This is a genomic window from Vibrio sp. BS-M-Sm-2, from assembly GCF_041504345.1.
Classification (GTDB): domain Bacteria; phylum Pseudomonadota; class Gammaproteobacteria; order Enterobacterales; family Vibrionaceae; genus Vibrio; species Vibrio satsumensis.
On sequence record NZ_CP167894.1, the window covers coordinates 750406 to 773235 of the forward strand.

A 22830-nucleotide genomic window follows, 5' to 3' on the forward strand; every position below is an offset into this window, starting at 1 on the left:
AGCAACCTGGCTCTGCCAGGTTGCTTTTTATAAACATTCAACAGGATCAAGATACTATCTCAATACTCTGCTTCAGGCAGCTGTTTTTAGCCTGCGTATTCTGGGTAATCCGTTAAACCTTTTTCAGCACCACCGAACAATGTGTTTGGATCGTGCGCCGCAAGTGGGTAACCATTTTGAATACGAGCAGGTAAGTCTGGGTTAGCAACGAACGGACGACCAAAACCAACCATGTCAGTTACGCCTTCAGCAACCGCTTTTTCGCCACGCTCGCTATCGTATTTACCCGCATAAATCAGGACACCTTGATAAGCATTACGTACTGCTGATTTAAAGGTTTTTGGTGTTTCAGGTGCATCGTCCCAATCGACTTCTGCAATGTGCAGGTAAACAATTTTGTATAGATTAAGTAGTGCTGCCGCCGCTGTGTAAGTCTCTACTGGCGTAGCATCAACGGTGCCATTCAACGATGTAAACGGAGCAAGACGCACACCAACGCGGTCAGCACCAATCGCTTCAACCATAGCCTCAACCACTTCACCTAGGAAACGTAAACGGTTTTCGATTGAACCACCGTATTCGTCAGTGCGATTGTTTGCTTCAGAATCGATGAATTGGTTGATTAAGTAACCATTCGCGGCGTGAAGTTCAATACCATCAAAGCCCGCTTCAACCGCATTCAAAGCCGCTTGGCGATACTGTTCAACCACTTGTTTGATGTCTTGTTTCGTCATCTCACGAGGTTCAACCACATCTACAAAGCCCGGTTCATCAGTGCCGTTATCGATGAATACTTTTACGTTTTCTGCTTTAAGTGCAGAAGACGAGATTGGCTGTTCACCGCCGATGTTATCTGGGTGTGTTACACGGCCTACATGCCAAAGTTGAGCGAAGATAACACCCTCTTTGTCATGTACTGCATCGGTGACTTTTTTCCAACCAGCAATCTGCTCATCAGAATAGATACCCGGAGTCCAAGCATAGCCTTGACCCATAGGTGAAATTTGCGTGCCTTCAGCGATAATCAAACCTGCAGAAGCGCGTTGAGCGTAGTAAACCGCCATCATGTCGTTTGCTGAATTACCAGGTTGCGTTGCACGAGAACGCGTCATCGGTGGCATAACAATACGGTTTTTAAGCTCGATATTACCAAGTTGAATTGGTTGAAATAATGCGTTTGTCATTGTTATATCCTCGATTAACCTAGTTGAATCAGTTCGATTTGGTAGCCGTCTGGGTCAGTAATGAAGGCAATGTGTGTTGAACCGCCTTTCACTGGACCCGCTTCGCGAGTGACGTTGCCACCTAGCGATTTGATCTTGTCACATGCTGCGTAAATATCTTCTACACCCAATGCCAGATGACCAAACGCGCTGCCCATCTCGTACCCATTCGTATCCCAGTTGTACGTTAGCTCGATAGTCGTGCCGCCTTGCTCGTAACCAACAAAAACCAATGTGTAGCGGTAGTCTTTGTTTTCATGGCGTTCAAGTTCCTTCATTCCCAATACCTTGGTGTAGAACTCGATAGACTTGTCTAAATCAGTAACTCGGATCATTGTGTGTAGGAATTTCATATTTCACCCTTATTAGCACCACAAGCATGGAGCCGTTATTATTTTGAGTGGAGGTTATCCACTAATCTCTGAGTGAAATAATACGATTCAGCGAGGAATTAATGAAATTATCAAAAATTCTCAAAGTGATAATTTTTTGTTATGAACTTTATGACTAACACGAACTCAATGACACAAAAAAGGGAAGCCAATGCTTCCCTTCGAGTTAGATTCTCAATTAAAACCGCAAGCGCCTATCTTTAAGCGCCTTCGACATTGCATCTGACGTACTGATGACTTGTTCTCTGAACCATTTATGAGCAGGGTCACTGTTCTGCTTCTTCAACCAAATCAGGTAGTGAGATATCGGCTGATATTCAAAGGGTGGTTTGAACAGCTGCAAACTTAACTTTTCTTGGAACTGCACGGCCATAGATAAAGGCACTACAGTAATGTAATCGGATTGGCTACACAGCAAGATATTACTGAACAGCGAGCGTCCATGAAACACGATTTTACGTTGGGATAAATCCAAAGACGTGTAGTGATTCAAACTGCGAACTTTGCGTCGGGTTCTGTCTAGTACAGCATGTTTTTCACTGAGGAACTGCGCTTCGCTGATTTCACCTTGGATTCGCGGGTGATCAGCTCGACACACGATCACAAACTCGCCCTCATAAAGTGTTTCACTGACGATACTTGGGTGTTCAGGCACCACAATATCGATCATCGCATCGAATTCTTGAGTCAAAAGATCTTCGTAAATTCGCTCATCACTGTCTGGTTGATCAAAGACTTCTAGCGACAAGTTTTGATTAGGAAGCGCCGCGAAACTATTGAGCAGCACCCACTGTAAGTGCTCAGGCGCAGAAATCACAAACTTACGCTCAGAGGATTGCTCATCAAAATTAGCCATCGACTGAAACACGCCATTGAGTTCATTGATCGGCGCTTTTATCTGTTCGTATAAGCTTTGGGCATAAGACGTAGGCGCAACACCTCTTCCTTTACGAACAAAAAGCTCTTGGCCGATCTCTTTTTTTAGGCGCGCTAATGCGGTACTGATGGTCGATTGATTGGTACTGAGTTGATCCGCAGCCTTACTCAAACTGCCCTGCTCCATCACCGCAGAAAACACGGCAAGTAGGTTGAAGTTGGGAATGTCATTGCTCATATATCATTACTCATTACTCATTACTCATTAGGCGACCATGAGCACTATGCTATCGTAAAAACGATTAAATAAAATAACAATCCCTCGTTTGACGTCGCAAATTGAGACAGTAGCACCCCTTCATACCGATCACTTTTGAAGAAGGGCCTCATCGATGAGTGATTCTCCAATAACAACGAAAAATGCACAATTGTCTCGTTTGTCATGACACTGTGTTGAGTGTCATTGAGATATACATTTGAGTAACTAGCGCTACAATATTCAAATTGAATCTTCTACGAAGGGAGCTTATCTAAAAACTAAACCCATATATTTGACACATCATCGGTATAATTTTCTAACCTTGAGTGAATATTTTTCCGACAGGCAAAACTTATTATCAGTCATCTATAATTCATCATTCATATCCATCACTCCTTTTATTGTAAAAACTGTGTAAAAAGATTAATTTCGACAAATTACTTATTGATGCTTTTATTAATCATTTCATTGATCCAAGCCAATTTAACTCACAATGTTTTAAAGCCGAATTTGAGCGCTAGCAAATAATTCAACCTGCCAATTCAGAACCACAACAACTCATCGTAATTACGATATTATCAAATCGTATTTCTGGGTAGATACCGCTCAAAACTCTTCCTATTATCCTGCCAACAAATCAATTATTAACCCAAACAGAAAGCTGACGAATATTTTTACTGCAATGTGTCAACTGCCATGGAAGAGCCCCTCGATAATTGAGGTATTACACATAATAACGACAGCGGCTAATAAAACAGGTCGAATATATTTTCGATAGCCAAATAGCCATTCAGTTTACGTCTGCCAACAAGGATTGATTTGTAATGAAGCACATTAGCTTCTTGATACCGAGAATCCGTTGTCTGGACTGCGTAGTATCACTTTAAATACCATCTAATACTTTTGTTTATTATGCGCATCAATCAACCCACATAATAAACACCTACTTTTTAAGATGTTGTTAAAGTTAAACTTCTAGGCTGCAAATTCTCTCTTCTTATTTATGTAGGTTGAGATATGAACTTTATAAAAATCGTTTTCCAGAAAATCTGGGCCATTGTGATGGTCTTGGTCAAATTCTGTCTGTTTATGGCAGTGATGTTTGCTGGTGCATGGGCGCTTGCACCATTAGGCACAATCCACTCTAAAGACATCGACATGTCTCAGTTCAACAACCACCCCAATGAAATGATGATGAACTTCTTCCAGATGGAGTACTTCTCTGGCTACTTGTTCTCAGTGACAATTGCTGTGGTATTAGCCGGTGTTTACGGCATGTGGCAGTTACATGAACTGGGTGTGCATAAAGCAAAAGAACACAAAAGCGCTCACGTTCAAATCGTGTTTGCACTGTCACTTTGCGGACTCTTCATCAGCAAAACATTCTGGGTTATCGCCTTGGTTATCGCGCTAGCGAACTGGAAACATATTGGTCAATCACTGAGTGATGTGATTCGCCGTGGTGTACAACCTAAACGAGACGCGACTAATACAGAGGCCTCCGTAGTCCACGTATCACCTGAAGAACCAGTAACGGAGCCGTTTCAAACCAAACAATCTCCAGTAGAACAGTCTCCAGAAGCTCAGCCTTCAAAAGAAAAGACTCCAACAAATAAAGAGGTCGCATAATGAAAGAGATGATGATTCCATACATCCTAATTGTATGGTCACTATTTGCGACAGGCGCACTTAAGAAGAACTTCAAGAACTACACCTGGGCTGCCATTGGGGGTGTAACGATTCTTGCAGTATTAGCAGTAATCTCTCGCTTGTGGGCACCCGTTGATTTAACCAACTCAACCACAGTCAAAGCACCACACGCGGTGATGTCACCTATCTTTGGTCAGCAGATCGACCAAGTGCTTGTTGAGCACAACCAAATGGTTAAAGAAGGCGACATAATCTACACTCTCGTCGACATCAATTCTGCCGCAGATAAAGCCAAGATCGAATCTTCAATTGTTCAGAAAGAAGAACAAATCAAGCAGATGGATCGCGATTTAGAGCGTGCTGAAACGTCACCTGAAATCTTCAATATGCGTGACGTAGAAAAGTACGACTCAGATCTTCGAGTACTGCACGCTGAACTTGTGTCGCTAAAAGCCGATCTACAAAAAGTAAATTGGGCGCAAGAGAAGAAAACCATTAGAGCGGAATTTGATGGCCAGGTATCGATAGTGAACATTGCTGAAGGTTCTGTAATGGGTAATATGCACCTCTACAACACCAGCAAAAAGTTTCTTGAGATGCGTATTTCAGACCAAACTTACGGCTATGTTCAAGTAGGAGATTTCGCTGAATTCTTCGTTGATGCATACCCAGGTCACGTGTTCCGAGCAAAAGTACACAGCTTTAATGCAGGTACCGGTGAGTCGAGTATTTCTCCACTTCAGGGACCACAAAGCGTTGGCCAACACGTGGTAAGAAACGGCAATGGTTTAGGTCGAACTATCGTACTTGAGATCATCGAACCTGAAGGTTACAACATCCCTATAGGTTCAACTGGCGCGGCTTGGATCTCGGCTGAGAAACCACATCCGTTCTGGGGCTTCATTGATGTAATCGGCGCAGCAACGGTTCGCTTACAATCTTACAAGTCATACTTAGGTGCTTGGTAAGCTCTTAGTAAACGATTAGCTCTTGGTAAACGAATAAGTCATCAATGATGTGACTGTTATTCTCTCGTATAACAGCCACTCATTAACCTGCGACTAGTTTCCTCAAAATGCCCCGAAATTCGGGGCATTTTTGTATCTGTTGCAAGCCCCTGTTACTAATTGATTTAGATCAATATAAATCGCCAATATAATCATTAGATAAATAAACCATCGAAAAAGCGATAGATTGAAATCCTTTTACCGCGTAGATAGCGGCCTCTTCCACCTTTATCATTTGGCTCAAGAAATCCAATTCCTGTATCCAAATATAAGGTCACTACCATGACTAATACATTTAAGAAAATGGCGCTTCCTGTTGCTATCGCAAGCGCTTTATTTGCTGCTGGTTTTGCATCTGCAACGCCAACTGTAGAAGCGACATCGAAAGTAGGCCAAGAACTTCAGACAGCAAATGCTGCGCAATACCAAGACATTGACCTTGATGCTCGCTACAAAAGCGAGGTTCTATTCGAACACAAATCAAACATGTTCTGGGGCACAGGCGAGCGTATCCAAGTTGTTTCTAAAACTGGCCACTCTCTGGCCTACACAGAAGAATCTGACCACGTTCATCCAACTCTAACTAAGCATGGCCGAAAAATGGACCAAGCAATCATCAAAGTTGATGACAACATTTACCTTGGTTACGGTTTTGGTCTCGATACACCAGTAATGATCGAAGGTACTGACGGTATCATTATTGTTGATCCAGGTGAGTCGGTAGAAATGGCTCAATCGGTTAAAGAGCAGTTTCGTCAAATCACAGACAAGCCAGTTAAAGCCATCATCTACTCTCACAACCACATCGACCACATCTCAGGTGTGCGTGCATGGGTAACGGATGAAGAAGTGGCATCAGGTGAAGTGAAAATCATCGCAGAAGAAGGCCTAACCGCGGCAGTGGCTAACTGGTCTTCAAACCTAGGTACTCTATTTGGTCACCGTACTTCTTACACAGGCGCTAAGCACGTAGAAGAAGGCGAGCACGGCACAGTAAACGATGGCCTTGGTCCACGCTTCATGCAAGGTGCTATCTCGTTCATTGAACCAAACCTGCTTGTACCAAGCCAAAGCCACATCGAAATCGAAATTGCTGGCGTGAAAATGCACATCGAGAACGTGCCATCTGAAACCAAAGATGAGCTAGTGGTTTACTTCCCAGAGCAAAAAATCCTGCACGCGGCTGAAGTACTTCAAGGAGAGAACTTCCCTAACCTTCACACCATCCGTGGTACTAAATTCCGTGACCCATCAATGTGGTTCAAGGGCATCGACGTAATGCGTAAGTTCGACACTGAGATCATGATTAACTCTCACGGTCGTCCTGTTGAAGGCAAAGAAGCGGTATCTGACGTATTAACGGCTTACCGTGATGCGATTCAATACACGCATGACCAAACTATCCGTTACATGAACAAAGGTATGACGCCAGATGAGCTAGTTGAGGTCGTTAAACTTCCGAAGCACCTTGCAGAACACCCGTGGTTAGGTGAGCACTACGGCACTGTTGCACACGCCGTGCGTCAGATTTACGTAGGTTACAACGGTTTCTTCGAAGGTGACCCATGGCAGCTAGAGCCAATGGCTTACGAGCAACGCGCTAAAGCCTTCGTAGAGGTCATGGGCGGTCGTGACAACATCCTTACGACTGCACAAGCAGCAATTAAGGCAGAAAATTACACATTTGCAGCAGAAATTCTTTCTTACCCGATCACGGTAAACAAGCAAGATATGGAAGCTCGCGAAATGAAAGCACAAGCTTACAAAGCATGGGCTGCTGACCAAGTGAACATCAACTGGCGTAACTGGGCACTTAACGCTGCTGCTGAACTTGAGAACAAGCGTGACTTCTCTAATATGATCAACTTCGCTTCTGTTGACGTTCTTACTGCGCTACCAAGCAAGCAGATCTTCGACATGATGACCTCAACGCTTATCGCAGAAAACTCGTTAGACGTAAACATGATGCTAACGTACAACTTCTCTGATACGAACGAAGCATTCACTATCGAAATCCGTAACGGTATTGCTCAGTTACACGAAGAAGCAGTGAAAGGTGCAGACGTTCAAATCGACACTACTCGTGCCGTACTGAACCAAATATTGATTGCGGGTCCAAACGCTCAACAAGTGATTGGTACTAACCTACAGTCTGGTGCATTCAAGTTCTCGAATGGCGACATCAAAGGCTTCGGTCAATTCATGAGCTACTTCGATAAGCCAATGACTCCAGAAGAGATCATGCTCATCGTTCGCTAATAATCAAAGGCTGCTAAGGATGGCGAGTCGATAACTTAGGGACCCATTGTGGTCCCTTTATCGTTTATTTATTGGTACAGTTCGCAACCTTAACTCAACGATCTAGGTCTATTGTTGGAGTAAGGAAACTGCCCTGCTTCTTTTAAGGTTCACACATGCTAAAACGTTTTGTTCTTTTGCTTTCACTCAGTTCTTCTCTGGTATTAGCTTGCGGATTACACCAAGAAACCGGATTTAGTTTAGTGACAGAGCCCGGTTCACTGGAGGTATTTGGCAATGTCATCACAGCAAGGCAAGATGACGAGTTCGGAAACCTAGATAAACCGGATCATTTCAAACTGTTTTCGATAAAGTCAGCACTCGCAAAGGCGCATCTGAGTAAGATTGAATTCAACTTATTTGAAGCGATTAAAGGTCACTACAGCCAAATCAGCATTGAAAAAGGCGTGAACATTTCAGGAAGAGACACTTTGCCGACAGAGAACGATTTATTGCTTATTACAGAGCTCGACGTGTTCGATGCATTAGCGAACGGAACGATCTCTTGGGATCAAGCGACACTGAATGGATTAGTGGTAATCAATGGCCCTCAAGACAAACGAGAGCAGCTTGAAGATTGGCTTAGTGATATTTTTGAAGGGTAATAGCTTAAAGCGGGACAGATAAAAAGTCGTCAAACCCTCGGACTTCAGAACATTGAGGGTTCAACGACAAACTTAAATCAAAAAAGCGTAGGCAGCGGAATCAGTTCGAGCCCTAGTACGCCACTGATGCCCATCACCACCAGCAGAGAAACCTTGAAAACGGTCTTTGACCACTGAATGTAGTTAAGACAATCAACCTTACGGAATGTCACTTTGGTCCACATAAAGCAAACGGCCGCCGACACCGCTAGGTATTCATAACCCGCCTCTCCGAGTAAGAACAACGCCAGAGCAACTGCGCCAAACGCTACTACATACGCTTTCATGTGCTGATGTGCTTTGTCGACGCCCTCTTTCACCGGTAACACAGGTATACCTGCATCGCGGTAGTCTTGAATGCGGAACATCGCAATCGCATACGAGTGTGGCATCTGCCATAAGCAGAACATGATGAACAGCAGAACGGCTTCTAAGCTCAAGTAATTCGTCACACCAAGGTAACCAACTAATGGCGGAACTGCGCCAGAGATACTGCCAACTAAGGTGCCGTAAACCGAATTACGCTTGTACCACATGGTGTAGAAAAAGACGTAAAACACATAGCCAAGCAACACCACAACCGCAGACATCGGATTAACAAATTGAAACAGCAACGCTGTGCCTGCCAACAACATAACTAACGCATAGATAAATGCGACGTCTGTGTTGATATTGCCCTGAACCAATTCACGGTTCTGGGTACGTTTCATTTTCTGGTCGATATCTCGATCAAAGATGTTGTTCACCACGCAACCTGATGCAATCACAAGCCCTACACCCGCTAAAGTCGTCAGTAACAACATCGCACTGGCTGGTTCTGTTTTTGCGGCGAGGAAGAACCCCGCCGCAACAGAAATCAGGTTGCCGAAAATGATGCCCGGTTTGGTAATAGACAAATATTTTTTCAGCATACCTTGGCCTACAACTTCATGTTGACGTTCATGTTGTAGATGATCCATACCGAGCCAGCGATAAGAATCAATACAACAATGGCAGTAAACATCAGTGACACCAAGTTCCAACGCCCATCGGAAGATTTCGCTTCCATATGTAAGAAGTACTTAAAGTGCACAAAGATTTGCACCAGCGCACAACCAAACAAGATCACGTAAGTTTCCGTGCTTGGTAGCGCATGTGACCACACAATGTAGAACGGAATAATGGTCAGAATTAGTGACGCAATAAAGCCTTTCACATAATCCGTTGCACCGCTATCTAGATGCTGTTCCATTACATCACCCCCATTAAGTACACGATGGTAAATACACAAATCCAAACGATATCAAGGAAATGCCAGAACAGGCTTAAGCACTGGAAACGCATCGACATGTTGTCGTTCAAGCCTTTGGTTGAAAGCTGGTGATACGCCACCGCCATCCAAATCAGACCGAACGTGACGTGCAAACCGTGTGTGCCAACCAAGGTAAAGAATGCAGAAAGGAACGCACTCTCTTGAGGGCCATAGCCTTCTGCAATCAAGTGATGGAACTCATACACTTCCATACAGATAAAGGCTAAACCCAATACGAAAGTAACTTTGATCCATCGCTTCAGTCCGGTAACGTCTTTGCGCTTCATTGCAATCATGCCAAAGCCAAAGGTGATACTACTGAACAACAGCATCATGGTTTCGACAAACACGAACGGCAGTTCAAAGATGTCTTTACCTGTCGGCCCTGCTATTGATCCACTCTCAAGCACGGCATAAGTCGCGAAAAGCGTGGCAAACAGGACACAGTCACTCATCAAGTAAACCCAGAAACCAAACAACTTGTTGCCCGCGGATTCGTGGTGATGATCATGCGAGTGTGCAAGATCATAAGTGTGTGACGGAGTATTAGCTTGCATACGTCGTCTCCAAGTCATCTTTATTGTCGTTGTTATCACTGTCAGCGCTGTTACCACGACCAGAGTTGTCGCCTTTCACTGACTGTTTCTTTGCTTCTTCAAGCTGCGCACGTCGAGCAGCTTCAATCGCTTTGATCTCTTCAACTTCCACGTAGTAGTCCACATCGTCGTTGTAGCTGTGTTGAATACACGTCACCACGATGCCCACTAAGCTTGCTGCTGCTAACCACCAGATGTACCAGATCATCGCGAAGCCAAATGCCAACGCCCATGCAGAAACATAGATACCTGTCGGTGTATTCTTCGGCATGTGAATACGTTCGTATTCTTCTTCCTGAGTCGGGTCAAACTCACCACTTTGCTTTTGATACCAGAACGAATCGATCTCATCGCCCTTAGGCAATTTTGCAAAGTTGTAGAACGGCGGTGGTGAAGACGTTGCCCATTCGAATGTACGTCCACCCCATGGGTCACCTGTTAGATCTCGGTTTTGGTCGCGGTCACGAACACTCACGTAAATCTGAACGAACTGACACACCACACCCATCGCAATCACGCCCGTACCAGCAGCCGCAACCGCCAGTAGAGGGAAGAACTCAGGGTTGATGTCTTGGCTCAAACGACGCGTCATGCCCATAAAGCCCAGAGCGTAAAGTGGCAAGAACGCCATCAAGAAACCGATGATCCAGCAGTAGAATGCGCGTTTGCCCCAAAGCTCGTTCAGAGTGAAACCAGTCGCTTTCGGGAACCAGTAACCAATCGCTGCAAAACAACCGAAGACAACGCCACCGATGATTACGTTGTGGAAGTGCGCAATCAGGAATACCGAGTTATGCAAAATGAAATCTGCGCCCGGTACTGCCATCAATACGCCCGTCATACCACCAACGGTAAAGGTGATTAGGAAGCCCACGGTCCACATCATTGGCGTGGTAAAGCGGATACGTCCTTTGTACATGGTGAACAGCCAGTTGAAGATCTTAACCCCGGTTGGGATAGAGATAATCATGGTCGCGATGCCGAAGAAGGCATTCACATTGGCGCCAGAACCCATGGTGAAGAAATGATGTAGCCAAACCACAAACGCTAAAATAGTGATAGCCACTGTCGCCCATACCAACGAGGTATAACCAAACAGTTTTTTGCGAGAGAAGGTTGCAGTCACTTCAGAGAACACACCGAAGATAGGCAAAATTAGGATGTACACCTCAGGGTGTCCCCATGCCCAAATCAGGTTCACATACATCATCACGTTGCCACCAAGGTCATTGGTGAAAAAGTGCGTGCCGATGTATCTATCCAAAGTCAGTAACGCGATGGTTACCGTTAGGATTGGGAAAGAGATGATGATCAGGATGTTGGCACACAGAGACGCCCACGTGAATACTGGCATCTTCATCATTGGCATAGACGGAGTACGCATGCGCAAAATAGTCGCGAAGAAGTTCACACCCGTTAACGTGGTACCCACACCGGATATTTGCAGCGCCCATATCCAATAATCGACTCCGACTCCCGGACTTGCCTCAATACCGGAAAGCGGCGGATACGCCAACCAACCCGTACGGCCAAATTCACCTAAGCCAAGCGACATGTTGGTTAGGATGATACCCACCACAAATAGCCAGAAGCTCAGGTTATTGAGGTAAGGGAACGCAACATCACGAGCACCAATTTGCAGTGGCACAATGATGTTCATCAAACCGATAACCAAAGGCATCGCGACGAAGAAAATCATGATCACGCCGTGAGCCGTGAAGATCTGGTCATAGTGATGTGGCGGTAAATAGCCTGTCTCACCCGCTGCAGAAAGCAATTGCTGACTACGCATCATGACGGCATCGGCAAAGCCACGAACTAACATCACCATCGCGACCGCAATGTACATGAAGCCCAATTTTTTGTGGTCTACAGAAGTAAACCATTCATTCCAAAGGTATTGCCACTTACCGGCTTTTGTTACCGCATACACCACTAAACCACCCACTAAAGCGATCATGGTTAACGTGAACAAAATAATGGGTTCGTGGTAGGGAATTGAGTCTAGAGTTAATCTTCCAAACATGACGATTATCCTTGGGTTTCCGGCAAACAGTTCATTGAACCAGGGTACTGGGTCACAACATCAGTGAATAAAAATGGTGGGATACTGGAGAACAGAGTCACAGGTTCAGCCACACTCGGCGCAGCCAAAGAACGGAATTGATCCCAGTCTTCAATACGGTCCGGGCTTGCTTTCACTTTTTCCACCCAGTTTAGAAACGCCACTTGATCAGGCATGGCTGATGCGGTGAATTTCATTTGAGAGAACCCTTTACCACTGTAGTTCGATGCAAAACCTTTGAAGTCACCTTCGTGGTTCGCGATCAAATTCAGCTTGGTCACCATTCCCGGCATCGCGTAGATCTGCGAGCCAAGACGCGGGATAAAAAACGCGTTCATGATGTTGTCTGAAGTTAGCTTAAACGTCACCGGTACATCTTTCGGGAACGCAACATAGTTAACCGTCGCAATGTTTTGCTCCGGATAGATGAACAGCCACTTCCAGTCCAGAGAGACCACTTCGATCACCATAGGCTTAACGTCACTCTCCAGAGGCTTGGAAGGCTCTAGTTCGTGTGTTGTTCGCCAAGTGATGGTGGCCAGAATCGCAATAATGATGATTGGAATCGTCCATACCACTATTTCAATCTTGGTTGAGTGCGCCCAGTCAGGTGCGTACTCTTCTGTGGTGTTGCTTTCACGGTATCTATAAGCAAAGTAGATGGTCATCAGGATCACGGGGATGACGACAATCAGCATCAGCAACAGAGCAGTAATAATCAGCTCCTTTTCCTGAACGCCAACGCTACCTTTTGGGTCGAGCAATGCGGAGTTACATCCTTCGAGCATCAGGACGGTTCCCACCAAACCAATCCTCGACAGATTTGCTCTCGATAAAATGCGTTTATATCTTGAAGCTTCCATTAACTTTCTCGATGGTTATCCAGCCTCAGAACGAACGCCCGAGTACTGGTTGTCATGGTCATTAGAATATTTATGTGTTGAGCATGTGAAACGACGCATCTCAAAGCGAAACGGAATTAGCCACTATCTTGAACAGTCGACAGTTGAACAGTTGAACTGACAAGTTAAAACGACAGTGCTGCGCAGCCGAAACATTGCCGCACGGTTAAAACCACACAAAAAATATGACTTAATTGTTACACTTTGAAATACATTGTTACATTTAGCGCATTATGAGGAGTTGAAATTGAAAGCTCACCAAACAAACTTGGAAACTAACCTTCCAGTTATGAAAGTAAGATGTGGGAAATTGATGCAATTCAGACGCACGATATAGGCGTGCCACACGAGTCGAGCCATGTGCAGAAAAGGATTAAAGCGAAACGGAAGAAAGAAAAGTAAACACGCAGTAGAAACAATAATGATTGATTACATTAGAAAGAGCGAATTAAGCAAAGTGTGATGATCGTCAAATTTATGAATTCACATACGATTTCAAAGGTATTTACAAAAGATATCACTCTAGACGACGACCCATCAGCCAATCGAATGACACGTTGATTTTTATGATAATCATGTCAATTATACGCAGTAGAAAACGGGCAAAGATGAAGATAAAAAGCCGATTTTTGGGTATTAAGAGATGTTTTAAGCGGGTATTACTCCCCTCAAGGGAGGGGAGTAATAGTCATTAAGAGAGAGATTATGCTGTTGGTTCGACGACGGTTTTGCGCTGATTTTTAGTCATCAAATGATAAACCACAGGCACAAAGTAGAACGAGATAAGCGTGGTTAATACGGTACCCCCCACAATCGCGACTGCAAACGGAGGCCAGAAACCGCCACCAGCGATGATCAATGGCATAAAGCCCCCCACCGTCGTAATCGTGGTTGAACTGATATGTCGAGTACACGACATCACCGCCTCTACCACCGCATCCACATTGCCTGATGAAGCTTGTTTATCGAGTTTCAATTCCGTCAGAATTACGATGGCGGCGTTAATCGCTAAGCCCGCAATCCCCAGCATGGCGATGATCACCGTAAAACCAAATGGGTAGCCGAAGATCCACACCGACAGCAACCCGAGGCCACCAGCCAATCCTGCTACCATGAAGATGATGCTACTCATTCGGAACGAATTGAACGACATCACCACCACTAACACCATCAATACCACCACGACTGCGACATTCGAGATAAGACTGTTGACTGAATTGTCTCGTTCAGCGGATTCGCCACCAAAACCAACCGTGTAACCAGACGGAATTTCATAGCTTTCTAAGCGTTTTTGGAATTCATTAAGCACGGTTTGAGGTAAAACACCCGCTTCAATGTAACCCTCGATGGTATTCACACGTTGCCCGTTACGACGAGTAATCGCCCCGCGACTCGTCGTCAGTTCAAGCTCGGCTAAGGTAGACACATTGATACCGGTTGAGTAGACATCTGAACTGATCGGCAAACGGATATTGCTTAAATGCGCTAAGTTTTCACGCGCGTCATCCGCAACACGAACACGAATTGGCACCGATTCACTGCCCTCAATAACAGAGCCGCTTTCACGACCAGTCAGCGTCGTTTGCAACATGCCCGCAAACTGATTGAGTGAAATCCCGTTAAGTTTTGCGGTGTCTTCATCGACCTTCAACCACACCTTCGGAGTACCCGGTTGCAGCGTTTCCCTTGTGTGCGTCACATGAGGAACACCCACCAAAATCAATCGCACATCCTCACCAATCGCTTTCAACGTATCGAGGTTTTCACCATACACTCGCAGTTCAACGGGCGCGGTAAATGGAGGCCCTTGGTTAAGCTTACGTACCAAGATTTGTGCTTCCGGCACCTCTTCATCCAACACCTTTTGCAACTGTGGAATTAGCGCATTGGCTTGGTCAAAGTTCTCTGTTTTCACCATGGCTTGCGAGAAGTACGGCGCGTTGTTTTGCCTAGCTTGTAGGTTGTAATAGAACGATGGGAAGTTAGCGCCCACTAGCCAATCTATGCGCTCTACTTCGGGGTAGCGATGAATGATATCGTCTATTTTTTCCGAGGTATTTTTCGTCGCATAAATGCTCGCTTGCGGTGGCATGTACACTTGAATCTCAAACATGTCTCTGTCTGATGGCGGAAAGAACTGCTCAGTCAGCTGAGACATACTCCAATAACCAGTAAATGGTACCAACAACACCAAAGCGATCGTGATAATTGGATGCGTTACACCAAAGCGGACAGAAGACGAGAACCAACGCGTCAATGCAGGAATTCTCAAGCCTGTCATGTACCAATGGTGCTGCCCTTTCTTGTCGACATCACTGAGTTGTTTCGGTAATAACTTGGTCGCCAAGCCCGCAATTAGGGTATGTGAAATAATGTAAGAACCGATCAATGAGAAAGACACCGTAATCGCAATTCCCCCCACGAACTCACCCGATGCGCCAGGCATCAAAATGATCGGTGCAAAGGCTAGGACAGTGGTAAGTGTCGAGCCCAGTAACGGTACCCATAAATGCTTCAACGCATTCATGGTCGCTTCAGCTCGCTGTTGCCCTTTCAAGCGATAAGCTTGAATGGTATCAACCATCACCACAGCGTTATCCACCATGATCCCGAGCGCCACAATTAGGCCTGTCACCGACATTTGGTTAATCGGCACGCCGGTCATTTTCATGATCGACAGGGTCAATAATGAGGTTAATGGCAGAGAAATTGCCACTAAGATCGCGGCGCGAACGCCCAAGGTCACGAACAGCACAATTAAGATCAAGCCGAAACCGATCATCAAGCTTTTGCCTAAATCGTCTAAGCGAGTTTCGGTATAACCTTGCTGATTAAACAGCACCGTCACCTTAACGTTACTTGGTAACTCTTGCTCAAATTTACCAATCAGATCATTCGCTCGCGACGTCCAGTTGTCGACTCGCAGATCAGGATGCATTCTTGCCGCGACAATCACACCCGGCTCACCATCAATAATGGCAATCTGGTCTTGTGGGGTTTTCTCACCACGTTTCACAGAAGCAATGTCTTCCATACGGATGATGTGACCTTTGCTATCAGTGGCTATTGGCACTTGCTTAATGCGTTCAATAGAATCGAGTTCAGATTTAATTTCTAAGCCAAAGCGAGAATAAGCACTCACTAACTCACCGGCGGAGTTCTTGGCGTCTGCCCCTTCTAGCGACTCAGCAATATTGGCACTTGAGCGCCCTAACGCCGCTGCATCGGCAGTACGCAAGCTGATTTGAATCTCTTCTTGTGGCATCCCGTATTCATCAACGAATTCAGTGCCCGATAAAGTTCGTAATCGCTTAGCCAGTTCTTTGGCATAACGACCCAGCGTTAATCGGTCAGGCTCGCCTGCACCCGACCAAGTTAGAGATGCGATGGTCGTGAAAGCATAGGTGTGGTCACTGTCGAGATCGGGGGAATGAGAGCCCGCAGGCAAAATGGATTCGATGTCAGATAGCTTGTCGCGAGCTTGAGACCAAACCGGCTCAGGCTCGGTGATGGTGTCATTCAATTCTAAGGTGACAATAGACACGCCCGGCCTTGAGGTTGAGCTCACGAGTTTAACTTCACTCAGCTCGCGCAGCTTGTTCTCTATCACCTCAGTAACCAAGGTTTCTACACGTTCGGCACTGGCACCGGGAAAGCTGGTTGTGATATTTGCATAACGGTTGATGATGACAGGGTCTTCTGCGCGTGGCAGCGTCATAAACGCAGAAATACCACTCACCATGAGTAGTGCCGTCATCAAGATGAGCAATCGAGTATTGGAAATAGTCTCTATGATTTTCATACTATTTCCTATTCAGCAGTAACGCTGGCTGGCTTCACGGTTTGACCGGGAACCAAGCGATGTAAACCACTCGCGATCACCTGTTCGCCGTCCTCGATTGCACCACTCACGTACGCTTGTTGATTGTTGGCAAACAACACCTGAACACTGCGGCGTTCAACCTTATTGTCTTCACCTACCACGAAAATGTTCCACACACCGCGCAGGCCATCAATCAAACCCGTTAATGGCACCCAATAACCTTGGTCATCAATCTGTTCATCAAATTTAAGGTAAGCAAGTTGACCTTCTAAAACAGAGGCTTGTTCGGGGAAAAGGTAACGCAGACCGACACTGCGAGATTGCGTGTCCACCATGGCACCCGGATTCAGCAGCGTCACTGCATAATCCTCCCGCCCAACACGAATGCTTGGCGAAGAGAGTGAGGTTACCTTTGTCATTTGATGGGCTGGAATACCAATAAAGGCTTCTTTGCCTTCAGAAGCGAGCAAAGTAAGAGTTGGATTACCCACATTGACCACATCGCCGAGCGACACAAAACGCGTTGCGATGGTACCCGAATACGGTGCAAGAATTGTCGATTTTACCAGTTTGAGATCGTTGCCTTTTACCGAGGCATCAATGCGCAGCAAGTTAGCTTGAAACACACGTTGTTCACTGGTTAGCGAATCAATCTCCGCTTCGGCACTGAAGCCTTTCGCTTTCAGTGAACGTTGACGTTTTAAGTTCGCGGCAACAAGGCTCAGTTGAGCTTTCACTTCTTCGGCTTGTGCTTTTAGTTGGCTAGATTCAGTCTGTAACAGTTGAGTGTCTAATCGAATCAGGGGTTGACCTTCGGTTACTGTGTCACCAACATCGACTAGAATCTCATTCACTTTACCCGCCAGTTCGAAACCTAAATTGGCTTGCTGACCCGCCTTAACCACACCAACATATTCACGCTGCACTGCATAAGAGGAAGACAGCGCTAAGGCCATCGTTTCTACAGTTAAAATGGTTTGGACGCTCGAAGCCGTTTGATTGGTTGAATCAACCGAATCTTGGGCTTGTTCCTTTTCGCCACATCCAACAAGAAAAGCCGATAGAGACAACGCCACCGCACTTCCCTTCATCAATTTATACATACTTACTGTTCCTATGCAGTACTCAATCATGTTCTATTTTTAGACTAACCAAACCAAACTAGACTGTCTAGTTTGATTATGTTAAAAATAAGTTTCACCGTTAATGATTGATAAAACCATCACAAAAAGCATAATGCTTAGCGCAAAACCAAGTGCATAAAGCTGAGCAACACTAAGTACCAAGCAAGTAACGAGAAACAACACGTGACTAAAATCATCAAGAGTGAACAGAAGAGATCGCAGATCTTAACCGCAGCAAGCCAACTTTTCTCTGAGCATGGCTTCAAGATCAATATGGATCAGATAGCCAAAGCGGCGAACGTTTCCAAGCAAACGGTCTACTCTCACTTTAAAAACAAAGACGAACTTTTCGAAACCTGCATGCAAACCAAGTGTGCAGAGCGCGAACTGAGCCCTGCTGCCTTTGATATGAACGCGACGGTGGGTGATGAGTTGGTGAAATTTGGTGTGAAGTTTCAGGATTTGCTGCTTGATGAGCAGTCACGACAAACCTTTCAGAACGCGGTGAGTCAATCCAACACGCATCCAGAGATCGCCTCTATTTATTTAGAAACGGGGCCACAAAAGACCACAAAACTACTCGCCGATTACTTGCAGACTAAAATAGAATCTGGCGACTTAACGCTCTCTTCTACAAGCTCGCCAATCATAGCGGCGCGCCAACTGCTGCTGATGTTTCATGGCAAATCGGCATATTGGTCATTCTTCGGTCACGATAGCGGAGAGTCCGAAGAAGAAAGGCTTCACTACACTCGTGAATGTGTCGCGCTATTCTTGAAAGGCAATCAGCCTCGTTAATAGCTCATAGTTCATAGTTCATAGATCATAACTAAGTTTCTCATAACACTGAGTCCGCATTCTGGGCTGACTCAAGAAGCAGTTCATAGAAACGTTTTGCGGCTGGGCCAGTCTTCGCACCTTTCGGCAAAGTCAGATGCAGCGGCACGTGATAGCCACTGCCATTTTCCACATTTAACACGGTGAGCTTGTCACTTCCTCGGCTATCAACAATATGTTTAGGCAACCTGCAATACCCCACACCCTGCTCTACCGCTCCAAAGGCATGGTCGAAATTATCGACCGTAATACGCTGGCTCGACTTCAACCAACCCACATCCTTTTTCTCTCCCAACTTTTCAACCGAGCCTAAATCTCGCACCACTATTTGTGGCAGCGACGACAACTGGTTGAGCGATATGGATGACATGTTAGCCAAAGGGTGCGAACTTGCGACAACAGGCTCCATCTTTGTAAAGCCAAAGGCTTCAGCCGAGTAATTGGTTATGGGTAGGTTAATAATGGCAACATCGGCTCGTTCTTGAGTGACCATTTCGGTGGTCTTCGACAGTGACGTTTCAACCACTTGTATCGACGTACTGTTGTTCTCTGTCATAAACGCAGCCATCGGCTTATAAAGACGCTCAAGGCAGCACAAATGATCAACCGCAACCACGATTTCAGATTCGACTCCCTTTGCCAACTGCTCACTGATCAGCTCCAATTCTCGCGCTTGCTCTAGCATGCTGCTCGCCCTACGCAATAAGGCTTTGCCGTCTTCCGACAATACCGCCCTGCGTCCTTCAACTTGAACCAAAGACACGCCCAATTGATCTTCCAGTTTTCTCAACGCATAAATCAACGTGGTGTGACTCTTATTCAATTGCAGTGCCGCCGCCTGAATGCTGCCAGCGCGGTCTATCTCATAGAGTGTTTGCCATTGGTCGAGGGTGGTCTTCAATCTCATCGGTCTAAAATCCTGACAGTTAATGGCAACATTATGAACTTTTCTGTCTGTTTTTTACAGGTAATATAAATCTCAACAACAAACGAGAATGGCTTGTTTGTCTTAAACACCTATTTTTTATAGCGGATTTTGTTAAACGAAATTTGTTAAACGGAGAAACACCATGAAACTACTACAAGTTGATTTTGAATTTAACGGCCCTTTCGGTGAGGAGATGTCGAACGCACTCGTAGACCTAGCTAAGTCCATCAACAACGAACCGGGCATGATCTGGAAAATCTGGACAGAAAACCAAGCCGAAAAACTAGGCGGTGGTGTCTACCTATTTGAAGATCAACTCAGTGCTGAGGCTTATTTAGCCATGCATGCTGCTCGCTTGAGAGAGATGGGCGTAGATGAAGTTCGCGGCGTGATTTTTGACGTAAACCAGCCATTAACTACCATTAACAAAGGCCCAATCAACGGCTAATGAAATGAATAAAGAATTGGCGAAAGGCACGAGATAGAGAGATAACAAATGAACAATAAAACGTTTTTAAGCCTACACGGCATCATTTACGCAGGGTTTGCCTTCGCGTTGTTTTTCCTACCAACAGTCATGTGGCCCATGTACGGTGTGGAAATTAATGATAAGTACGCGTATTTTCTCTCTCAACACACCAGTATCTTCCTTGGCGGTATTGCAGCGATAACATGGTTACTGCGAGATATTGAAGCAGGAGTCAGCGCTAAAAAGCTCATCCAAGGTTTGGTTGTCACCAATATGCTGGGTGCGATCATCACACTGTATGCTGCTTTTACGGGTATCTTTGTTGGCTTTGGTTGGAGCGACCCAGCGTTCTTCCTTTCACTATCAGTACTGAGCGTATTGCAAGTGCGTAAGCAAGACTAACTCTCAGATAATTAAAAAGGCACAGAGAAATTCATCCTCTGTGCCTTACCAATCATCAATCATCAATCACTCTCACCAATAACAGCGATCGGTTTATTGGGTATGTTCCACAACGATCAGCTCATCGGTATTGAACCCACGATCTTTCGACATCGCTTTGAACTTCTCCATAACCTCAGATGAGACTTCTGGGGTTCGAGAAAGCAGCCATAGGTAATCGGTATCTGGGCCAGAAACAAACGCGTATTGGTAGTTCTCTTTATCCAACTCGAACACCACATAAGCGCCATAGAATGGACCAAAGAACGACACCTTCAGATAGCCCTGATCGCTGCCTTCGACAAAATACGCCTTACCTTCCGCTTCATTCCATTCGCCATCTTCATCCGAATAGCCACGGTTAATCACCTTCACGCCACCATCATCACGCAGGCTATATTCAGCACTGATGCTATTGAGACCGCGCTCAAACGAGTGGTCCAAGCGAGCCACTTCGTACCATTTGCCTAAGTATCTATCCAATTCAAACTGTTGAACGGGCTTTACTGTTTCGGGCATGCCGACGCAACCACCCAATAAGATGACACTCAGCAGCAATAATATTTTCTTCATCCTAACCTCGACTTGTTTTCATAGTAATTCGAGTAAGTCATGTGAGAGCCCTAACTTACATCCTTGGTAATACGTTAAATCCATTTCTATAGTTCATATAACAGTAAATTATTCAGAAGCTTATGGGAATTGTTTCGTTGGTGAATGAATCAGTGATGCTTCATTGCCGCGCGGTACTGAGTCGGTGTTACCTGCTTATAGGATTTAAACTGGCGATTAAAGTTAGCTTGGTTGTCGTAACCGACTTTTTCCATAATCAGATTCACAGGCAGAGATGTATTTAGCAGTAAATCACACGCCACATTTAATCTAATTTTCTTCAACCGCTGACTGAAGCTCTCGTTGTAGTGCTTTTGAAACAAACGCCTTACGCTGCTCTCACTAACATACAAATGACTAGCTAAGTCATTTACTGAAATATCGTGGATAAAATGATTCATCAGAAAGGCTTCGACCTTATCAAGTTTGTCGCTGACTTCGTCTTCTTCAATCGAGTTAAAGGTTGGGTTAATTAACTGCACGACTTCTTGGTCATCAATCAGCAAAACAAACAGAGAGAATAGAGTCAGTAGCTGTTGATGAGGAGGCTGATCCATCACCTTATCTAGCAGTTGTGTTGCCCTCTCAGCGGTATTAGGGGAAAACTGCAATCCTTTCTTTGAGTCTTCTAGCAGTGTACGTAACGGTTCAAGTTCACGACAGCACGCTATCAACGGCTCAATCCAATCTTTACGAAACCAAATTACATGGGTTTCGCAAACACGTGAGTCATCAGTGCTCTCATCCGAATAAATGGCATGAGGCAAGTCTGGACCAACCAAAATCATATGGTTATGAAACACATCGCTTTGGTGGTGCCCAATAAAACTGTGCCCCGAGAAGTAACGATGAATCGCTATCTCATACTCTTCATGTCGGTGCCAACCATAGCTCTTACAGCCTTCTACTATTTTCTTATACCGCCATGACGCACCAATCCGCTGCGGCACCTTTTCTAAGTAACCTTTCATTACGACACTCAATGACCCTTTAATACTGAAAGTATACCCATCAAACCACTCAAATAAGCACTTTGACTGAAAAGTATTGGACATTGCGCTAACGGTACTCTTCCGACTTTCTCCGCTAAATATACTGCAGGTGAACTTAATCAGGAGAGCAACTATGGACACTTTATTATTAAAAATACGCGATATGATTCATGCAACACGTCAGCAGTGGATCGGAGAAATCACCTACAGCCACAATATTAAAGGTGATCACACGTGGAAACTCTATGGCTACAACTCTTATGACGAATACAAAAAAGATCTGCGTAAAAGCCTGAGGCAAGAGTCGTAATCAAAAGCTCATTCAAACGACAGCTTGTTGATTAAATACAGTTTTTATTTGTCATTCATGTAGAGTTTTCCACTGACCACTCGCTTTCTAT

General features: G+C 45.2%; 21 protein-coding genes. 8 read left to right on the forward strand and 13 right to left on the reverse strand.

Annotated elements, in window-relative coordinates:
* Positions 1-86: 86 nt before the first annotated feature.
* From AB8613_RS03310 to AB8613_RS03320, 3 genes are all read right to left on the reverse strand, one after another.
* On the reverse strand, positions 87-1184 hold the full coding sequence (locus AB8613_RS03310) for an alkene reductase (protein ID WP_285952896.1): 1098 nt from the start codon (positions 1182-1184) through the stop codon (positions 87-89).
* A 14-nt stretch (positions 1185-1198) separates the two neighbouring features.
* On the reverse strand, positions 1199-1576 hold the full coding sequence (gene gloA, locus AB8613_RS03315) for a lactoylglutathione lyase (protein ID WP_327784025.1): 378 nt from the start codon (positions 1574-1576) through the stop codon (positions 1199-1201).
* A 217-nt stretch (positions 1577-1793) separates the two neighbouring features.
* Positions 1794-2729, reverse strand: coding sequence for a LysR family transcriptional regulator (locus AB8613_RS03320; protein WP_285952895.1), 936 nt, complete (start codon positions 2727-2729; stop codon positions 1794-1796).
* A gap of 1038 nt (positions 2730-3767) precedes the next feature.
* Here AB8613_RS03320 and AB8613_RS03325 point away from each other — a divergent pair.
* From AB8613_RS03325 to AB8613_RS03340, 4 genes are all read left to right on the forward strand, one after another.
* Positions 3768-4379, forward strand: coding sequence for a magnesium transporter (locus AB8613_RS03325; protein ID WP_285952894.1), 612 nt, complete (start codon positions 3768-3770; stop codon positions 4377-4379).
* Positions 4379-5368, forward strand: coding sequence for an efflux RND transporter periplasmic adaptor subunit (locus AB8613_RS03330; protein WP_017060202.1), 990 nt, complete (start codon positions 4379-4381; stop codon positions 5366-5368). The genes AB8613_RS03325 and AB8613_RS03330 overlap by 1 nt, the downstream gene beginning before the upstream one ends.
* A 321-nt stretch (positions 5369-5689) precedes the next feature.
* Positions 5690-7666, forward strand: coding sequence for an alkyl sulfatase dimerization domain-containing protein (locus AB8613_RS03335; protein ID WP_372384477.1), 1977 nt, complete (start codon positions 5690-5692; stop codon positions 7664-7666).
* A gap of 155 nt (positions 7667-7821) precedes the next feature.
* Positions 7822-8310, forward strand: coding sequence for a hypothetical protein (locus tag AB8613_RS03340; protein ID WP_285952892.1), 489 nt, complete (start codon positions 7822-7824; stop codon positions 8308-8310).
* 77 nt (positions 8311-8387) lie between these two features.
* On the opposite strand, the gene cyoE is transcribed toward AB8613_RS03340, so the two are convergent.
* From cyoE to AB8613_RS03375, 7 genes are all read right to left on the reverse strand, one after another.
* Positions 8388-9308: a heme o synthase gene (gene cyoE / locus AB8613_RS03345; RefSeq protein WP_372304826.1), complete on the reverse strand. Its 921-nt coding sequence runs from the start codon at positions 9306-9308 to the stop codon at positions 8388-8390.
* On the reverse strand, positions 9269-9580 hold the full coding sequence (gene cyoD, locus AB8613_RS03350) for a cytochrome o ubiquinol oxidase subunit IV (protein WP_010439794.1): 312 nt from the start codon (positions 9578-9580) through the stop codon (positions 9269-9271). Before cyoD ends, cyoE begins: the two co-directional genes overlap by 40 nt.
* Positions 9580-10215, reverse strand: coding sequence for a cytochrome o ubiquinol oxidase subunit III (gene cyoC, locus AB8613_RS03355; RefSeq protein ID WP_372384478.1), 636 nt, complete (start codon positions 10213-10215; stop codon positions 9580-9582). The genes cyoD and cyoC overlap by 1 nt, the downstream gene beginning before the upstream one ends.
* Positions 10187-12262 (reverse strand): cytochrome o ubiquinol oxidase subunit I, encoded by a 2076-nt coding sequence (cyoB, locus tag AB8613_RS03360; RefSeq protein ID WP_050612784.1) that lies wholly within the window; start codon positions 12260-12262, stop codon positions 10187-10189. The genes cyoC and cyoB overlap by 29 nt, the downstream gene beginning before the upstream one ends.
* A gap of 5 nt (positions 12263-12267) precedes the next feature.
* Positions 12268-13164: a ubiquinol oxidase subunit II gene (cyoA, locus tag AB8613_RS03365; RefSeq protein ID WP_372384479.1), complete on the reverse strand. Its 897-nt coding sequence runs from the start codon at positions 13162-13164 to the stop codon at positions 12268-12270.
* 742 nt (positions 13165-13906) lie between these two features.
* Positions 13907-17005 carry an efflux RND transporter permease subunit gene (locus AB8613_RS03370; protein WP_372384480.1) on the reverse strand — a complete coding sequence of 1033 codons (3099 nt, stop codon included), beginning with the start codon at positions 17003-17005 and terminating at the stop codon, positions 13907-13909.
* An 8-nt stretch (positions 17006-17013) separates the two neighbouring features.
* On the reverse strand, positions 17014-18129 hold the full coding sequence (locus AB8613_RS03375; protein ID WP_372384481.1) for an efflux RND transporter periplasmic adaptor subunit: 1116 nt from the start codon (positions 18127-18129) through the stop codon (positions 17014-17016).
* A 204-nt stretch (positions 18130-18333) separates the two neighbouring features.
* Between AB8613_RS03375 and AB8613_RS03380 the strand changes: the two genes are divergently transcribed.
* Positions 18334-18948 (forward strand): TetR/AcrR family transcriptional regulator, encoded by a 615-nt coding sequence (locus AB8613_RS03380; RefSeq protein WP_372384482.1) that lies wholly within the window; start codon positions 18334-18336, stop codon positions 18946-18948.
* A 40-nt stretch (positions 18949-18988) separates the two neighbouring features.
* Here the strand turns inward: AB8613_RS03380 and AB8613_RS03385 are convergent, their stop codons facing one another.
* A complete protein-coding gene (locus tag AB8613_RS03385) occupies positions 18989-19894 on the reverse strand; it encodes a LysR family transcriptional regulator (RefSeq protein WP_285952884.1) in 906 nt (301 codons plus the stop codon).
* A gap of 163 nt (positions 19895-20057) precedes the next feature.
* Here AB8613_RS03385 and AB8613_RS03390 point away from each other — a divergent pair, with 163 nt between their 5' ends.
* Positions 20058-20363, forward strand: a complete 306-nt coding sequence (locus tag AB8613_RS03390) for a monooxygenase (RefSeq protein ID WP_372384483.1) — start codon at positions 20058-20060, stop codon at positions 20361-20363.
* A 48-nt stretch (positions 20364-20411) separates the two neighbouring features.
* The gene (locus tag AB8613_RS03395; RefSeq protein ID WP_215403286.1) at positions 20412-20786 is read left to right on the forward strand and encodes a hypothetical protein; all 375 of its coding nucleotides are present in this window, start codon (positions 20412-20414) and stop codon (positions 20784-20786) included.
* Between the two features lie 93 nt (positions 20787-20879).
* On the opposite strand, the gene AB8613_RS03400 is transcribed toward AB8613_RS03395, so the two are convergent.
* Both AB8613_RS03400 and AB8613_RS03405 read right to left on the reverse strand, forming a co-directional pair.
* Positions 20880-21398 carry a lipocalin family protein gene (locus tag AB8613_RS03400; protein ID WP_372384484.1) on the reverse strand — a complete coding sequence of 173 codons (519 nt, stop codon included), beginning with the start codon at positions 21396-21398 and terminating at the stop codon, positions 20880-20882.
* Between the two features lie 149 nt (positions 21399-21547).
* Positions 21548-22408 carry an AraC family transcriptional regulator gene (locus tag AB8613_RS03405; RefSeq protein ID WP_372384485.1) on the reverse strand — a complete coding sequence of 287 codons (861 nt, stop codon included), beginning with the start codon at positions 22406-22408 and terminating at the stop codon, positions 21548-21550.
* Between the two features lie 154 nt (positions 22409-22562).
* Here AB8613_RS03405 and AB8613_RS03410 point away from each other — a divergent pair, with 154 nt between their 5' ends.
* The gene (locus AB8613_RS03410) at positions 22563-22739 is read left to right on the forward strand and encodes a hypothetical protein (RefSeq protein ID WP_167373147.1); all 177 of its coding nucleotides are present in this window, start codon (positions 22563-22565) and stop codon (positions 22737-22739) included.
* Positions 22740-22830: the final 91 nt, after the last annotated feature.

What these genes read in the sequence shown, in the direction of transcription:
- AB8613_RS03310 (WP_285952896.1), bottom strand. Translation starts at nt 1,184, where the DNA reads ATGACAAACGCATTATTTCAACCAATTCAACTTGGTAATATCGAGCTT.
- gloA (WP_327784025.1), bottom strand. Translation starts at nt 1,576, where the DNA reads ATGAAATTCCTACACACAATGATCCGAGTTACTGATTTAGACAAGTCT.
- AB8613_RS03320 (WP_285952895.1), bottom strand. Translation starts at nt 2,729, where the DNA reads ATGAGCAATGACATTCCCAACTTCAACCTACTTGCCGTGTTTTCTGCG.
- AB8613_RS03325 (WP_285952894.1), top strand. Translation starts at nt 3,768, where the DNA reads ATGAACTTTATAAAAATCGTTTTCCAGAAAATCTGGGCCATTGTGATG.
- AB8613_RS03330 (WP_017060202.1), top strand. Translation starts at nt 4,379, where the DNA reads ATGAAAGAGATGATGATTCCATACATCCTAATTGTATGGTCACTATTT.
- AB8613_RS03335 (WP_372384477.1), top strand. Translation starts at nt 5,690, where the DNA reads ATGACTAATACATTTAAGAAAATGGCGCTTCCTGTTGCTATCGCAAGC.
- AB8613_RS03340 (WP_285952892.1), top strand. Translation starts at nt 7,822, where the DNA reads ATGCTAAAACGTTTTGTTCTTTTGCTTTCACTCAGTTCTTCTCTGGTA.
- cyoE (WP_372304826.1), bottom strand. Translation starts at nt 9,308, where the DNA reads ATGGATCATCTACAACATGAACGTCAACATGAAGTTGTAGGCCAAGGT.
- cyoD (WP_010439794.1), bottom strand. Translation starts at nt 9,580, where the DNA reads ATGGAACAGCATCTAGATAGCGGTGCAACGGATTATGTGAAAGGCTTT.
- cyoC (WP_372384478.1), bottom strand. Translation starts at nt 10,215, where the DNA reads ATGACTTGGAGACGACGTATGCAAGCTAATACTCCGTCACACACTTAT.
- cyoB (WP_050612784.1), bottom strand. Translation starts at nt 12,262, where the DNA reads ATGTTTGGAAGATTAACTCTAGACTCAATTCCCTACCACGAACCCATT.
- cyoA (WP_372384479.1), bottom strand. Translation starts at nt 13,164, where the DNA reads ATGGAAGCTTCAAGATATAAACGCATTTTATCGAGAGCAAATCTGTCG.
- AB8613_RS03370 (WP_372384480.1), bottom strand. Translation starts at nt 17,005, where the DNA reads ATGAAAATCATAGAGACTATTTCCAATACTCGATTGCTCATCTTGATG.
- AB8613_RS03375 (WP_372384481.1), bottom strand. Translation starts at nt 18,129, where the DNA reads ATGTATAAATTGATGAAGGGAAGTGCGGTGGCGTTGTCTCTATCGGCT.
- AB8613_RS03385 (WP_285952884.1), bottom strand. Translation starts at nt 19,894, where the DNA reads ATGAGATTGAAGACCACCCTCGACCAATGGCAAACACTCTATGAGATA.
- AB8613_RS03390 (WP_372384483.1), top strand. Translation starts at nt 20,058, where the DNA reads ATGAAACTACTACAAGTTGATTTTGAATTTAACGGCCCTTTCGGTGAG.
- AB8613_RS03395 (WP_215403286.1), top strand. Translation starts at nt 20,412, where the DNA reads ATGAACAATAAAACGTTTTTAAGCCTACACGGCATCATTTACGCAGGG.
- AB8613_RS03400 (WP_372384484.1), bottom strand. Translation starts at nt 21,398, where the DNA reads ATGAAGAAAATATTATTGCTGCTGAGTGTCATCTTATTGGGTGGTTGC.
- AB8613_RS03405 (WP_372384485.1), bottom strand. Translation starts at nt 22,408, where the DNA reads ATGAAAGGTTACTTAGAAAAGGTGCCGCAGCGGATTGGTGCGTCATGG.
- AB8613_RS03410 (WP_167373147.1), top strand. Translation starts at nt 22,563, where the DNA reads ATGGACACTTTATTATTAAAAATACGCGATATGATTCATGCAACACGT.